General features: G+C 54.7%; 14 protein-coding genes. 8 read left to right on the top strand and 6 right to left on the bottom strand.

All coding sequences use genetic code 11. The annotated features are described in order from the left end of the window. Positions 1-107: 107 nt before the first annotated feature. Complete coding sequence (locus HOL66_03680; GenBank protein MBT5243325.1) at positions 108-974, top strand: NAD(P)-dependent oxidoreductase; 867 nt, start codon at positions 108-110, stop codon at positions 972-974. Positions 975-982: 8 nt separating this feature from the next. Here HOL66_03680 and HOL66_03675 read toward each other — a convergent pair whose 3' ends face one another. After that, complete coding sequence (locus HOL66_03675) at positions 983-1,618, bottom strand: DNA-3-methyladenine glycosylase 2 family protein (GenBank protein MBT5243324.1); 636 nt, start codon at positions 1,616-1,618, stop codon at positions 983-985. After that, complete coding sequence (gene ssb, locus HOL66_03670; protein ID MBT5243323.1) at positions 1,619-2,125, bottom strand: single-stranded DNA-binding protein; 507 nt, start codon at positions 2,123-2,125, stop codon at positions 1,619-1,621. A gap of 269 nt (positions 2,126-2,394) precedes the next feature. On the opposite strand from ssb, the gene uvrA reads away from it, so the two are divergent. The 5 genes from uvrA to HOL66_03645 all read left to right on the top strand — a co-directional run bounded on the left by uvrA (position 2,395) and on the right by HOL66_03645 (position 7,691). Next, positions 2,395-5,241: an excinuclease ABC subunit UvrA gene (uvrA, locus tag HOL66_03665; GenBank protein ID MBT5243322.1), complete on the top strand. Its 2,847-nt coding sequence runs from the start codon at positions 2,395-2,397 to the stop codon at positions 5,239-5,241. A gap of 83 nt (positions 5,242-5,324) precedes the next feature. Further along, a complete protein-coding gene (locus HOL66_03660) occupies positions 5,325-5,549 on the top strand; it encodes an AbrB/MazE/SpoVT family DNA-binding domain-containing protein (protein ID MBT5243321.1) in 225 nt (74 codons plus the stop codon). Beyond that, the gene (locus HOL66_03655) at positions 5,546-5,938 is read left to right on the top strand and encodes a type II toxin-antitoxin system death-on-curing family toxin (GenBank protein ID MBT5243320.1); all 393 of its coding nucleotides are present in this window, start codon (positions 5,546-5,548) and stop codon (positions 5,936-5,938) included. The genes HOL66_03660 and HOL66_03655 overlap by 4 nt, the downstream gene beginning before the upstream one ends. 68 nt (positions 5,939-6,006) lie before the next feature. Further along, positions 6,007-6,933, top strand: a complete 927-nt coding sequence (locus HOL66_03650; protein MBT5243319.1) for an ABC transporter ATP-binding protein — start codon at positions 6,007-6,009, stop codon at positions 6,931-6,933. Continuing rightward, entirely contained in the window at positions 6,930-7,691 is a 762-nt protein-coding gene (locus HOL66_03645; GenBank protein MBT5243318.1) for an ABC transporter permease, read from the top strand. Before HOL66_03650 ends, HOL66_03645 begins: the two co-directional genes overlap by 4 nt. Here HOL66_03645 and HOL66_03640 read toward each other — a convergent pair. Continuing rightward, positions 7,681-8,589, bottom strand: coding sequence for a DMT family transporter (locus HOL66_03640; GenBank protein MBT5243317.1), 909 nt, complete (start codon positions 8,587-8,589; stop codon positions 7,681-7,683). The two genes, HOL66_03645 and HOL66_03640, sit on opposite strands and share 11 nt — an antisense overlap. Further along, complete coding sequence (locus HOL66_03635; GenBank protein MBT5243316.1) at positions 8,579-9,022, bottom strand: rhodanese-like domain-containing protein; 444 nt, start codon at positions 9,020-9,022, stop codon at positions 8,579-8,581. Before HOL66_03635 ends, HOL66_03640 begins: the two co-directional genes overlap by 11 nt. Before the next feature lie 99 nt (positions 9,023-9,121). On the opposite strand from HOL66_03635, the gene trmFO reads away from it, so the two are divergent. Further along, positions 9,122-10,480 (top strand): methylenetetrahydrofolate--tRNA-(uracil(54)-C(5))-methyltransferase (FADH(2)-oxidizing) TrmFO, encoded by a 1,359-nt coding sequence (trmFO, locus tag HOL66_03630; GenBank protein ID MBT5243315.1) that lies wholly within the window; start codon positions 9,122-9,124, stop codon positions 10,478-10,480. On the opposite strand, the gene HOL66_03625 is transcribed toward trmFO, so the two are convergent. Beyond that, positions 10,458-11,000 carry an N-acetyltransferase gene (locus HOL66_03625; GenBank protein MBT5243314.1) on the bottom strand — a complete coding sequence of 181 codons (543 nt, stop codon included), beginning with the start codon at positions 10,998-11,000 and terminating at the stop codon, positions 10,458-10,460. The genes trmFO and HOL66_03625 overlap by 23 nt on opposite strands. Positions 11,001-11,336: 336 nt before the next feature. Here HOL66_03625 and HOL66_03620 point away from each other — a divergent pair, with 336 nt between their 5' ends. Next, positions 11,337-13,361 carry an ankyrin repeat domain-containing protein gene (locus HOL66_03620; protein MBT5243313.1) on the top strand — a complete coding sequence of 675 codons (2,025 nt, stop codon included), beginning with the start codon at positions 11,337-11,339 and terminating at the stop codon, positions 13,359-13,361. On the opposite strand, the gene HOL66_03615 is transcribed toward HOL66_03620, so the two are convergent. Beyond that, the gene (locus HOL66_03615; protein ID MBT5243312.1) at positions 13,358-14,143 is read right to left on the bottom strand and encodes a squalene/phytoene synthase family protein; all 786 of its coding nucleotides are present in this window, start codon (positions 14,141-14,143) and stop codon (positions 13,358-13,360) included. The two genes, HOL66_03620 and HOL66_03615, sit on opposite strands and share 4 nt — an antisense overlap. Positions 14,144-14,274: the final 131 nt, after the last annotated feature.

Raw genomic sequence — 14,274 nt, 5'->3', positions numbered from 1 at the left:
ACCGGCTGGAGGGTCAAAAAAGGCTTGAAAATTGAGCCATTTCAAGGGCCAAAATCCCGTGTTACCTTTACCTCCGTCTCAGGTTTTTAAAGGTTGGTGGAAGCAGCATGTCAGGCAATCCGGAAAGTGATGCTTTCAGCAAAACCATCGGCGTCGCCGGGTGTGGCGCTATGGGTTTGCCGATGGCCAAAGCGCTCGTCGGGTCGGGCTTCACGGTGTCCGGTTTTGATATCCGGCCGACAAAAGAATTTGGCGATTTCGCCAGCAAGATGGTTGCATCGGCGGATGAATTTTGCGGACGCGTCGATGTGCTGATCTCGGTTGTCAGGGACCAACAGCAAACCCTTGATCTGTACTTTGAAGAACAGGCCATTTTCAAACAACCGACTTATCCGAAAACATGCCTGCTGGCCTCAACGGTTTCACCACGTTTTATCGAGCAGGTTGCCGCTCTGCTTCCGAACGATGTCAGCTTCTTTGATATCCCCATGTCTGGAGCGCCCATTGCGGCGATGGAAAAAAGGCTGTCGTTTATGATCGGCGCCGACGAGGAAACCGCAGAACCTGTAAGACCCCTGCTTGAAGCCATGGGCCGGGACCTGCATTTCCTGGGTGGTTTGGGCAAGGGGATGGCCGGAAAGGTCCTCAACAACTTTGTCGCTGCGGCCTGCGTAACCGCCGTCAGGCAGGTGCTAAACGAAGCCGAAAATCTGGACGTTGCGCCTGATCAATTGTTGCAGGTGATGAAAAGCAGCTCAGGCGGCACCTGGTTCGGCGATAATTTTGACAGTATTTCCTGGTCTCGTGAACAGTATGACCCCGCCAACACCATTGCCATCGTCGAAAAGGACGTCAATTCCCTGCTCGACGCCCTGCAGGAAGGCCAGAGCGATCCTGATGCCCTGAACTACATAAAGACCATCCGCGACCGCCTGAGCGCCCTGCCGCCAGCACCGAATAGAACTGACAGCTAATTTAACAGTCATTCCGGCCGGGCGTCGGCAATTTCCCACATGGCGAGGGCCAGATAGGAACGGTGCGGGGCAAAATGCTGTGCCGCTTTGGCTGGTTTTTTTCTGCCAATCAGGCGGGTGAAGGTCTTTTGCACCGTTACATCGCCTTGCGGCCAAACGTCAGGACAGCAGCAGAAGAAAATGGAGGCCATATCGCAGGTCCATTGACCGACGCCCCAGATTTTCAATAACTGTTCTGATCTGTCGGCGTGATCCATTTTGGCCAGGGTTTTACCGCAAAGGTCGCCCGCCTTGTGGGCAGCGGAAATGCCTTGCAGGGCTTTAACCTTGCTTCCTGACACACCGCACGCCCTGATCGGATCAAAGCAGTCATCGTCAAAAAATTCCGGAATTGCGGATTTGGAAGACGCAACCGCCGCCTCAACCCGTTGCCAAATACTGGCGGCCGCCTTGGTCGATAATTGCTGCCCGACGATGGCCCGCGACAAGAAGTATCCCAAGGTGTTGGTCTTTTTGCTTGGTTTGGGCTTTGCCAATGAAAGAACGCCAACGCCCTTTAGCGCTTCGGCAAGCGCCGGGGACACCTCACTGGCTGTCGTTAAAATGTGCTCATGGATGGCAATCTCATCAGCTGACGCGGCCATCTAGAACGGAATTTCGTCGTCCAGATCGCTTCCCGGTGCATTGCCCTCGCCGCCACCAGCACCACCGCTGCTACCGCCGCCATTGTCTGAGCCGCCGCCGTAATCGGAGCCGCTGTCAGAACCACCACCGCCGCCGGAATAGCCGCCGCCTTCACTGCGGGTGTCGAGCATCGTCAACTCGCCCTGATAACGTTGCAGGACCACTTCGGTAGAGTACTTCTCGACCCCGGAATTATCGGTCCACTTGCGGGTTTGCAGCGCCCCTTCAATATAAATCTTGGAGCCCTTGCGCAGATATTTTTCGGCGATATCGGCCAGGTGGTTGTTAAAAATAACGACCCGGTGCCATTCGGTCTTCTCGCGGCGTTCGCCGGTTGATTTGTCTTTCCAGGATTCAGAAGTCGCCAGGCTCATATTGACGATCTTGGTGCCATCCTGGGCGAACCGTACTTCCGGGTCGCGACCCAGATTACCCACCAGAATGACCTTGTTAACACTGCCTGCCATAAAAAAATCCCCTTAACTGAAACTGTATTCGCGACTCGCTTGTCGCGGACTCTACACGCTTGCCCGACCCCCTGCCAGACAGCTTTTATCCACAAGCTGTGGGAGAAATGAGGCCCCAGCATCATGCCAAATATTACCCGACTAGACAAGAACAAAAAGGGAACATACCATTATCATCAAGATTCGGCAACCATCCCCCTTTACGTGCGGGCCGATCACTATTAAATCTGGAGGTTTACGCCCGCTTGATGACACATATTAAGGCCATTATGGATAAAATTTCCGTCCGCGGCGCCCGCGAACACAACCTGCAAAACGTCGACGTCGATATTCCGCGCAACAAGCTGACGGTGATTACCGGCCTGTCCGGGTCGGGAAAATCATCGCTGGCTTTCGACACCATTTACGCCGAAGGGCAACGCCGCTACGTGGAATCCTTGTCGGCCTATGCCCGGCAGTTTCTGGAACTGATGCAAAAGCCCGATGTCGATCACATTGAAGGCTTAAGCCCGGCGATCTCGATCGAACAGAAGACAACATCCCGCAACCCGCGCTCAACAGTCGGCACGGTGACCGAAATCTACGACTACATGCGCCTGCTGTTCGCCCGTGCCGGTATTCCTCACTCCCCGGCCACCGGCCTTCCCATCGAAAGCCAAAGCGTCAGCCAGATGGTCGACAAGGTCATGTCCATGGACGAAGGCACCCGGCTTTACCTGCTGGCCCCCATCGTGCGTGGCCGCAAGGGTGAATACAAACGCGAGATGCTGGACCTGTCCAAGCGCGGCTTTCAGCGGGTCAAGGTTGACGGCGAGCTTTATGAAATCGACGACGTGCCGCCCCTTAACAAGAAACTCAAACACGATATTGAAGTTGTCGTTGACCGCATTGTCGTGCGCCCTGAAATCGAAACCCGCCTTGCCGACAGCTTCGAGACGGCGCTGGGCCTTGCCGACGGTCTGGCCTTTGCCGAAAATTCAGAAACCGGCGAACGGGCGACATTTTCGGCCAAGTTCGCCTGCCCGGTATCGGGTTTCACCATTGATGAGATCGAGCCCCGGCTGTTCTCGTTCAACAATCCCTTCGGGGCCTGCCCGTCCTGTGATGGCCTGGGCACGGAAATGTATTTCGACCCGGAACTGGTCGTCCCCGATGACCGCCTGTCGCTGGCCGAAGGAGCGATTGCGCCGTGGGCCAATTCGACCTCGCAATATTACCGCCAAACACTTGAAAGCCTAGCCGCGCACTTCGGTTTCAAGCTCTCGACACCGATCAACAAATTGAAAAAGAAAGTTGTCGACCTCTTGCTTTACGGCAGCGACGATGAAGAAGTGACCATGAGCTACCACGATGGTCACAAGTCTTATGACGTCAGCAAGGCGTTCGAGGGGGTCGTCCCCAATATGGAGCGGCGCTGGCGGGAGACTGACTCCTCATGGGTGCGCGACGAGTTGGGGCGTTATCAAACCGTGACCACCTGTGATACCTGCAAGGGACACCGCCTTAAACCGGAAGCGTTGGCGGTCAAAATCGCCGGACTACAAATCAGCGAGGTCACAGACATGTCCATTGATGGGGCGGCCCTGTGGTTTGCAGGACTGAATGATCAACTCAACAAAAAACAGCAGCAAATCGCCGAGCGCATCTTGCGTGAAATTAACGAGCGGCTGGGCTTTCTGGTTAACGTCGGGCTCGAGTATCTGACCTTGTCGCGAAATTCGGGAACCTTGTCGGGTGGCGAAAGCCAGCGCATTCGTCTGGCCTCGCAAATCGGTTCCGGGCTGACCGGGGTTCTGTACGTGTTGGATGAACCGTCCATCGGCCTGCACCAGCGCGACAATGCGCGACTGCTGGAAACCCTGAAACGGCTACGCGATATCGGCAACACGGTGATCGTCGTTGAACATGACGAAGACGCGATCCTCAGTGCCGATTACTTGATCGACATGGGCCCCGCCGCCGGAATTCACGGTGGCCAGGTTGTCGCATCGGGGACCCCTGACCAGGTCATGAGCAACCCGCAAAGCCTGACCGGCCAGTACATGACGGGGATCAGGCAGATCCCCATGCCCCACAAGCGACGGGTCGCCAAAAAGGGCCGCAAGGTTACACTCAAGGGAGCCAAAGCCAACAACCTGGACAACGTCAGCGTCGACTTCCCGCTGGGCACCTTCACCTGTATTACCGGCGTATCGGGCGGTGGCAAGTCGACACTGGTGATCGAGACCTTGTATCGGGCTTTGGCCCGGCGGCTGCATTCGGCCCGCGCCCACGCCGGTGAGCACGAAGCCATTGAGGGTGTCGAATTTATCGACAAGATCATCGACATCGACCAGTCACCTATTGGCCGCACGCCTCGTTCCAACCCTGCCACCTACACAGGCGCGTTCTCGCCCATCCGCGACTGGTTTGCGGCCCTGCCCGAAGCCAAAACCCGCGGTTACAAGCCGGGGCGCTTCTCGTTCAACGTCAAGGGCGGGCGCTGTGAATCCTGTCAGGGCGACGGCGTCATAAAAATCGAAATGCATTTTTTGCCGGACGTCTACGTTCAGTGCGATGTCTGCCACGGCAAGCGCTACAACCGGGAAACCCTGGAAATCCGTTTTCGCGACAAATCCATCGCCGATGTGCTCGATATGACCATTGACGAGGGAGCAGAATTTTTCAAGGCGGTGCCGTCCATCCGCGACAAGATGCTGACCCTGCAAAAAGTCGGGCTCGGCTACATTCACCTGGGACAGCAGGCGACGACCCTGTCCGGTGGTGAAGCGCAGCGGGTCAAACTGGCCAAGGAACTGTCAAAACGGGCGACCGGCAAGACCTTCTATATTCTTGATGAGCCGACCACCGGGCTGCACTTCGCCGATGTCGAAAAACTGCTCGAGGTCCTGCACACCCTGGTCGAAACAGGGAACACGGTGATTGTTATCGAGCATAATCTGGAAGTCATCAAAACCGCCGACTGGGTCATTGACTTAGGCCCGGGCGGCGGCACCAAAGGCGGCAAAATCGTCGCCACCGGCACCCCCGAAGACGTCGCCAAAGTGAAGAAAAGCTACACCGGCCAATACCTGAAACCGTATTTCAAAAAGTCACGGGCGAAGAAGCGGGCTTAGGATCTAGCTTTGTCCTTCGTACATAGCCTTGCCAAATGTTATTACAAATGTAATACTTTCCAAATATCTACAGGAGAGATTCCATGACAGTTCTCAAACTCAAAGCGGTTGGCAATTCCACCGGTGTTATCCTTCCCAAGGATGTTCTCTCTAAGCTTCAGGTAGAGAAAGGGGATAATCTTTATGTTGTGGAAACACCAAACGGGATTACGCTGACCCCTTACGACCCCGAATTCGAGCAGCAAATGGAGACGGCACGTAAAATTATGAAAAAGCGCCGTGCCGTTTTGCGTGAGTTGGCAAAGTGACATCCTGGATTTGGGTTGATCAGAAAGTTGTCTTTGCCCTTCATGATGAACAAATTTTTGAACATGGAGGCCAATCAGGGATACGAGATCAAGGATTGCTTGATTCTGCTCTTGCCCGTCCGCTCAATCGTGCCAATTACGATGAAGCATCTGTGAGCGCCTTGGCCGCGTCATACGGATTTGGTATCGCTAAAAATCATCCTTTTCTTGACGGCAACAAAAGAACGGCCCTTGTGGTAACAGAACTTTTTCTCATGCTGAATGGGTATATTCTTAATGCAGATGATGCCTCATCTCTGGTGACCTTCCTCGCCTTGGCTGACGGCAGTTTAACGGAAGAGGCTTTATCTGAATGGGTAAATCAGAATATCATACCTGCTGACGAGTAACTTCCTCTTTAAATGGTTCGCTGCCAATAGCGCTGTTTCTGAAAACTAAAACCGTTATAGTCAGCGCCATGAAAACACTGATTTCCATTTCCGATTTATCGAAAGTCTATGATAACGGTTTTCAGGCCCTGAAAGGGGTTAATCTGGATATCCGGGACGGTGAAATTCTTGCCTTGCTTGGCCCCAACGGGGCCGGTAAGACGACGCTGATCAGCATCATTTGTGGGCTGGTCAATGCCAGCACGGGCAAGGTCACGGTCGATGGTTTCGATATAATTGATGATTACCGGATGACCCGCTCGAAAATCGGCCTGGTACCGCAAGAGCTGACCACCGACTCCTTTGAATCGGTCAAGGATACCCTGGCGTTCAGCCGTGGCCTGTTCGGCAAAAAACCTGATCCGGCACATATCGAAAAAGTCCTGAGGGACATGTCCCTGTGGGACAAGCGAGACAGCAAGATCATGGAACTTTCCGGCGGTATGAAACGCCGGGTGCTGATCGCCAAGGCGCTGGCCCACGAACCGGAAATCCTGTTCCTGGATGAGCCCACCGCCGGTGTCGATGTGGAATTGCGCAAGGACATGTGGCACCACATCAATATCCTGAGAGAGTCTGGCGTCACCATCATCCTGACCACCCACTATATCGAAGAAGCAGAGGAAATTGCCGACCGGGTCGGCATCATCAGCCACGGCAAGATTATCCTCGTCGAGGAAAAAGCCGAACTGATGCAAAAGCTCGGCAAGAAGCAGCTGACACTGGAATTACAGCAACAGCTTTCTGGCATTCCGGTTTCCCTGAATACCTACAATCTTGAACTGTCAGATGACGGCGCGCGCATGATCTATACCTACGACAGCCAGGACGAACGCACCGGCATTACCGGCCTGTTGGGCGACCTGCATGATGCCGGCATCAAATTCAAGGATCTCCACACGACGCAAAGCTCGCTGGAAGATATTTTCGTAACACTGGTCAAGGAAGGCCAATGAACTATTACGCGGTCAAGTCGATTTACCTGTTTGAAATGGCGCGAACCATCCGGACGCTGTTTCAAAGCATTGTCTCGCCGGTTATTTCGACATCGCTTTACTTCGTTGTTTTCGGTTCGGCCATCGGCTCGCGGATCAGCCAGATTGACGGCATTTCTTACGGTTCGTTCATCGTACCCGGACTGATCATGTTGTCGATCCTGACCCAAAGCGTCTCCAATGCGTCGTTTGGTATCTATTTCCCGAAATACAGCGGCACTATCTACGAGTTGATGTCTGCGCCGGTTTCGTATTTTGAAATTATTCTGGGATATGTGGGGGCGGCGGCAACAAAATCGATCATCCTTGGCCTGATTATCCTGTCAACGGCTGGCCTGTTCGTGCCCATCCAGATCGCCCATCCCTTATGGATGTTGATGTTTCTGGTGCTAACCGCCATCACCTTCAGTCTGTTCGGATTTATCATCGGCATCTGGGCCAACAACTTCGAGCAGTTGCAGATCATCCCGCTGCTGGTTGTCACGCCACTGGTGTTCCTGGGTGGCAGTTTCTATTCCATCGATATGCTGCCGCCCTTATGGCAGAAAATTACCCTGTTCAATCCGGTGCTCTATCTGGTCAGTGGCTTCCGCTGGAGCTTCTATGAGATTTCCGATGTCAGTGTCATGTGGAGTCTGTCCATGATCACCATCTTCCTGGGGGTCTGCATCATCACCGTCTGGTGGATTTTCAAAACTGGTTATCAGGTCAAGAAGTAACCCGCCCCTTCCAGGTCGTAAGGGCAATACCCAACATGATCAAAGCAATACCAGGGAAGTGGAAGGGCTCGAGCCTCTCCCCCAGGAAGGTCATCGCCAACAGTGCTGAAAATACCGGCATCAGGTGCAGGAACGGCCCGGCCTTGATTGCGCCGACGTCGCCAACCCCCTTGTTCCACGCGAAATAGGCAAGCACTGAGGCAAACACCGACACATAAGCGACAGAGACAACGGTACTCACGTTGATCGGGATGCCGCCCAACCGGTTCAGTTCCCAAAGGTAGAGGGGCAACATCATCAGCGTGCCAACGCCGGTAATCGCCAGCATCATTGCGCGCGAAGACAAGCCTTGCGGTTTGTCTTTTATGATCACCGAATAAAACGCCCACATGGGGACAGCGGCGAGAAACCACAAATCACCCGTGCTGATGCTTAAGGAAAGAAGCAAATCCGGATCGGCGCGGGTGATGATAACGACGACGCCAATCACCGATGCGACGATCCCCATGGATTGGCGCATGGTCAAACGGTCACCGTGAATAAGGTAGGCAATCCCCGGAATGATAATCGGACAGACCGCCATCATCAGCCCTGCGTTCAAGACCGTCGTTGTTTGCAGCCCGGTGTAGACAAAGCTGTGAAAAATCCCGACCCCCGAAGCCGCCATCAACAACACCCACTTCCAGTGGCGCTTTAAAATGGCCACATCGGCGCGGAATTTACCCAGACAGAGTGGCAACAACACAACAAAGGCGCCGCTCCAGCGCAGAAAATTCAAGGTCAGCGGAGGAATTTCACCACGCATGTAGCGGGCGACGACAAAATTACCGGCCCACGTGGCAATCGCCAACACCAGCAGCAGGTACGGCAGGGCTGGATGATCCTGCTTACTTTGCAACAGGACATTCCTGCTTATTCCAGTTGATCATCCCGCCTTTGATAATGGCAACCTGACTGAACCCGGCCTTGGTCAACATCCGGGCGGCCCGGGGCGAACGGTTGTGGGTGCGGCAGACAATAAATATTGGCGCGTCTTTCAAATCATCGAGTTGTTTGTCGGCGGCAGCCAGTCGATTATCCAGTTCCATGCCGGCCAGGTTGAGGGCCCCGCGCACATGGCCAAGCGGGCCGTTAAATTCATCTTTCGTGCGAACATCGATGATGACAAGCTCTTTACCGCTCTCCATCAGATCGTTAATCGCCCTGGGCTCGACAAACGGCACCCCGGCCATCAAACGCGGCATAAAACGCATCATGATGATTGCCCCGCCGATGACAACACCGGCAAGGAACAAGTCGGGCTTAATGATATCGAAGAACGAAGACTCCACGGATTTTCACCTTTTTAGACTGATATTTAGAACAACCGGAACGTAAGCCGGGACATTGTTCGTTGCAAGGTCTTCTCTTGGCGTATATGAGTTGCCGCCATGAATATAAAATCCTTAAATCCCGTCCACATCATCGGTGGCGGCCTTGCCGGCAGCGAGGCGGCGTGGCAACTGGCGCGCGCCGGGGTGCCCGTTACCCTGCATGAGATGCGCCCCAAGCGTTCCACCGATGCCCACGTGACCGACGGACTTGCAGAACTGGTCTGCTCCAACTCTTTTCGTTCCGATGATGCCGACTTCAACGCCGTCGGCCTGTTGCATCAGGAAATGCGGACAATGGGATCTTTAATCATGCAAGCGGCGGACGCCAACAAGGTTCCCGCCGGTGGCGCACTGGCCGTTGACCGGGAAGCCTTTTCCCGGAGCGTCGAGAAGGCGTTGGTTGATGACCCCTTAATCGAGATATGCCGTGAAGAAGTTGCAGGCCCGATCCCGGAAGATTGGGAAAATGTTATTATCGCAACCGGGCCGCTGACATCAGAACGACTGGCCGGGGCGATTCGCGAACTGACCGGCAAGAACGCGCTTTCCTTCTTCGATGCCATTGCGCCAATCGTTCACAAAGACTCCATCGATTTTGACAAAGCCTGGTACCAGTCACGCTATGACAAGGGTGATGGATCGGACTACATCAACTGCCCGCTCGATGGCGACCAATACGAAACCTTTATCGATGACTTGCTGTCGGCTGAGAAGACCGAATTCAAGGAGTGGGAAGGCACTCCCTACTTTGAAGGCTGTCTGCCTATCGAGGTGATGGCCGAACGTGGACGCCAGACACTGGCCTACGGCCCCATGAAGCCGGTCGGCCTGACCAACCCGAACAATCCGACTGTCAAACCCCGTGGCATCGTGCAGCTACGGCAGGACAATGCGCTGGGTACGCTATACAATATTGTCGGCTTTCAAACCAAGTTGACCTACGGTGAACAGAAACGCATCTTCCGCTCTATTCCGGGCCTGGAAAAGGCAGAATTCGCCCGTCTGGGCGGCCTGCATCGCAACACTTTTCTCAATTCACCAAAACTTCTCGATGCAACTTTGGCATTGAAATCCCATCCGCAAATTCGCTTCGCCGGTCAGATTACCGGTTGTGAAGGCTACGTGGAAAGTACCGCTGTCGGCTTGATGGCCGGACGCTACGCCGCTGCCGAACGGACGGGCCAAACCCCGTCACGGCCACCGCCGACGATGGCGCTGGGCGCTTTGCTGGATCACATTACCGGCGGTGCGGATGAGAAAACCTATCAGCCCATGAACGTCAACTTCGGCCTGTTCCCGCCCCTTGATGGCCCCGAAGGCCTGAACGAAAAAGGCAAGCGCTTAAAGGGTAAGGACCGCAAGCAGGCCATGAGCGACCGCGCCCGTGCTGATCTCAAAGACTGGCTTGGCTCGTAAGCTGGGCATTCAAATGTCCTGATCGAAGACAGCCTCCCGACTGTAAGGGGCCTGACACGCCCTTTAGGGCGGCGTCCTCCAGTTCATGAACCATCAACCGCGCAGGGTCCTCACCGGGCATGGTCAATCCATGGGGCTGGGCCGGATTATAGCCAAAACGGCTGTAGTATTTTTCCTCGCCGACCAAAAACACCAGTTTGTAGCCCAGCGCGCTCGCCATCATGTGTCCACGACAGACAAGCCCCCGCCCGATGCCGTAGTTGCGCATTTCCGGCGCGACGCCCAATGGTCCAAGCAACAAGGACGCAATGGGCGTGTCACCCACGAGAAGCGGCCAGAAGCGAATACTGCCAACCAGCCTGTTCCCACAACGGGCGACAAAGGAAAGTCCCGCAACGGCCGGACCGTCCTGCCTGAAAGCGTATGACGCTTTGTCGTGCCGCCCGGCACCAAAAGCGTCGTCAAGAAGGGGTTCAATGGCGGCTTCGTCATCGGGCCGCTCGGGTAAAATCAAAAACATCTTTATTAGGTCTCCGCTTTAAACAGGACGAAATGGACAAGGCTTGGGTGCCGCGCCACGGAAGTCCGAACGGTGATTTCCTGAAAAGATTAACGAAGGGCTTCGGACACGACAGGCGGGCTACGGCGCGTAATGGGCGCGTATCGTCGTCGCAGAAACTGGTATTTGCCGTTCGTCACGAAGCTAAAACTCCTTTGATTTTCAAAAGATTTACGGCTGACGGGCAGCGATGTCAAGAAATCCGTGCTTTCATGGCTCAAATGGATTCAAATGGAATGAAGCCCGTTAAAAATATATAATGCCAGTTGATTTCCATCGCTGCGGTTTGAAGTTTCAATGATCAGTTTATTTTCCAAATTATGGCGATACTCAGGCGTGGCCTTATGGTGCGCCGCCTTGATGCTCTCCCCTATAGGCGAGAGTGCCGGGCAAGAACAATCAGAGGCGACAAAGCAACTGTTCGAAGCCGTTTATGACGGCAACATGGCAAAAGTGCAGATCAGTATCGCCGGTGGCGGCGATATCCATGCCCTCAATTCCTGGGGAATAACGCCCGTTGACCTGGCTGTCGACAAGGGTCATTTCGATATTGTTCATTACCTGCTGCAAGTCCGTGACTTACAGAGCCAAAAGAAGAAACCGGCCCCGACACCACCCGTGGCCCGTGTCACCTCCCTTGGCGCAACACCCAATCAGCCACCACCCCTGGCCCCTGCGCCATCCGCCGCACCGGTCGCCGAAGTTTACGCACCACCACCGGAAGCTGGTCCCTGGTCGGCGACTGTTGTCACATCCGAACCACCGCCGCCACCCGCAGTGATCGCTGGACCAAGTCCCTTCGATCAGGAGACGCAAACCAGCACGGCGCTACCGGTCATCGGCACCGTGCGCGGCCCCGCGGCGACGAGCGCGGGCAAGGTCATTGATACAAGCGTTCAGGCGGCTGTAGAAGACACTTTCCAGGAAGTGGTCAAGAAGCAACCCAAACCAAAGCCAGCACCAATAAAAGCCATTCCTGAAGTCGTCGTCAAACAGCAACCGGCCAAGCAGGTTGCCAAGCCCAAACCTACACCAAAAAAGACCCCGCCCATCGCCAACGATGAGCCCGGAATTTGGGGCAACATCAAAAGCTTTCTCAGCTTTGACGACGAGCCAAAGACCGAAACGCCTGCCCCGTCCAAGCCAGCGCCGAAACCTGCACCCGTCGTCAAGACCGCCGAAGAACCAAAACCCGGACCCGTGGTCGAAGTGGTAAAGTCAGCTTCGCTTGAACAGGCAACGGCCCCGGTCAGCCCGCCAAATGTGACCGGACCACCACCGGACATAGACGTTAAAATTCTGCCTGAAAATGTTACCCCTGCGCCGCTGACAAAGGTATCCGATGATGATCTGGAGCCGCCTCAAGTCGTCCCTGTGGAAGCCAAGGCCCCCCCGGCGAAAATCGTCAAAAAAGTCGTTCCGCCAGATACCACGGTGGCCAAGGTAACCCGCATCGACAATTCCAAAAGCGCGGCACCCAAGAAAATCGTCGAGGGAAAATCAGGTAAACCGGCAGTTCAGGTCGGCTCAACCACGCTGCCTGGAAAACCGCGCGAACAGGACGGTTTCTTCAGCAAGGTCATGTCCATATTCTCCTCTGAGGAAGAGGAAGCCAAAACTGCCGAAAAGCCATCTGAAGACACCAATTCAGCGACAGAAGAAACCAGCGATTGGTCAGTGAAGAATGTCGAGCAGGCGCAGGTCGTGCCCCGCAAACCGACCAAAAAAGTTGTCCGTGAGCTTCCCGACAACCGCCTTGACGGCGTCATTTTGAGCCTTGGCAGAACAACATCGTTGGGCAAATCGCCCCCACCGCAAACCCCTGCCCCCTGGTATTACAAGTCGTGCATCAACAAAAAAATGGGCTCGACGGTTTTTTGCATTGAACCGCTGGACTGGCCGAGTGATATCCAGCCTTATTTGCTGACGGACAGCATCCTGTATGAAGGCACCCAGTCTATCGTTCGTTACGACGAGGGAGCGGCAACCTATTTCCATATCTTGTTCCCGTCGCAATCCTATCCGTCAATTATTACATATTTCAGCAAACGATACGGGGCGCCGACACAGAAGCTGAAACGCTCCATCGCGCCACTGGCCGAACCCCGGAGAATAAACCCGACGGTGATCTGGCAAAGCATTGCCCCGGTGACCAACTTGCTGACGACTCTTGAAATCAGAATGTTCGACGACAATCGGGGAAGCTTCCCCGATACCAAACGCGGTGCTATTTACTTGTACCATGAATGGTCTCAACCGGTTTTCCCGCAGTTGTCTTCGGTTGAGTTGATGTTGCTCAGATCGGAAGTCAAACAGCGCTAATATTTTCCGCTTAGCACCTTCCAGTAAAATCCGAACAATCGGCTTATTCCCTGTCGGCGAGCACCCCCAGACAGCAATTGTTTGAGGTTTTGTTCAGCAAGGCCGACAGGCAACATGATGGGCAGCATTGATTTGGGAACGCGGCTGCGGGCGCTGCGTGCCTTTCCGATATGACGTTCTGCCGCCTGAGTCAGCGCTTTCACCCCGTCTTCCTGATCAGCTGGCAGGTAACTGCGTCCCCGTTTGGCATGAAAGTCGACTGTAGCCAGCAATCCCGTCATGGCCCAGGCGACACCGCCATGGGCAACGGCCTCGCCAACCTGCGGCCGCAGATCCTGCGCCAAACCGGCAAGGCCCAGAACTTCAGCCATCAAGGTATGCAGGACCCCGGCCGTGTCTTCGACATATTTTTCCATCACCATCATCGAAGCCGGAGGCTCGCCATTCAAATCAAAGGCGCGGGCGTCCAAATACCTGTCGAACAGGGATTTGCTTAAATCCGCCTTTTCAATAGCCTCGGCAAGTCCAAGGGCGACGGGATGATCGACGCTATTTCCATCATAAAGACGCGTGAGCGTTTCACGCCACCATTGCAGACGGATCTCGCCCAGCATCGGTTCACTGACAAGTTCCGGGATCGTCGCGATTTCCAGATTGAAGGCAAGCAACGCCACAAGGGCGTCGCGTTTGCCTGGCGGTGCGACCATGGCGCACATCAGGCGATCACGGTCCAGACGGTGAACCATATCGTGGCAAACGGACAACCATTGATCTTTGTTCATCAGCGAATCGCAATCCCTGTTTTGGCCCTATTTTTCCATGTTGTATCCCGAATGTGGCACCGGGATGATTGATTTCATTAAACTTTCAGCTAAAGCATTGAAAAAGCAACCGTCAGTCGTATATACAGTGT

The organism is Rhodospirillaceae bacterium (genome assembly GCA_018662005.1).
Lineage (GTDB): Bacteria > Pseudomonadota > Alphaproteobacteria > Rhodospirillales > JABHCV01 > JACNJU01.
The sequence above is the reverse complement of the archived record's forward strand: the minus strand, read 5'-3'. Positions and strand labels throughout refer to the sequence as shown.

Bases quoted from the DNA above. Each gene is read 5' to 3' on its own strand.
- HOL66_03680 (MBT5243325.1), top strand. From the start codon at position 108: ATGTCAGGCAATCCGGAAAGTGATGCTTTCAGCAAAACCATCGGCGTC.
- HOL66_03675 (MBT5243324.1), bottom strand. From the start codon at position 1,618: ATGGCCGCGTCAGCTGATGAGATTGCCATCCATGAGCACATTTTAACG.
- ssb (MBT5243323.1), bottom strand. From the start codon at position 2,125: ATGGCAGGCAGTGTTAACAAGGTCATTCTGGTGGGTAATCTGGGTCGC.
- uvrA (MBT5243322.1), top strand. From the start codon at position 2,395: ATGGATAAAATTTCCGTCCGCGGCGCCCGCGAACACAACCTGCAAAAC.
- HOL66_03660 (MBT5243321.1), top strand. From the start codon at position 5,325: ATGACAGTTCTCAAACTCAAAGCGGTTGGCAATTCCACCGGTGTTATC.
- HOL66_03650 (MBT5243319.1), top strand. From the start codon at position 6,007: ATGAAAACACTGATTTCCATTTCCGATTTATCGAAAGTCTATGATAAC.
- HOL66_03645 (MBT5243318.1), top strand. From the start codon at position 6,930: ATGAACTATTACGCGGTCAAGTCGATTTACCTGTTTGAAATGGCGCGA.
- trmFO (MBT5243315.1), top strand. From the start codon at position 9,122: ATGAATATAAAATCCTTAAATCCCGTCCACATCATCGGTGGCGGCCTT.
- HOL66_03625 (MBT5243314.1), bottom strand. From the start codon at position 11,000: ATGTTTTTGATTTTACCCGAGCGGCCCGATGACGAAGCCGCCATTGAA.
- HOL66_03620 (MBT5243313.1), top strand. From the start codon at position 11,337: ATGATCAGTTTATTTTCCAAATTATGGCGATACTCAGGCGTGGCCTTA.
- HOL66_03615 (MBT5243312.1), bottom strand. From the start codon at position 14,143: ATGAACAAAGATCAATGGTTGTCCGTTTGCCACGATATGGTTCACCGT.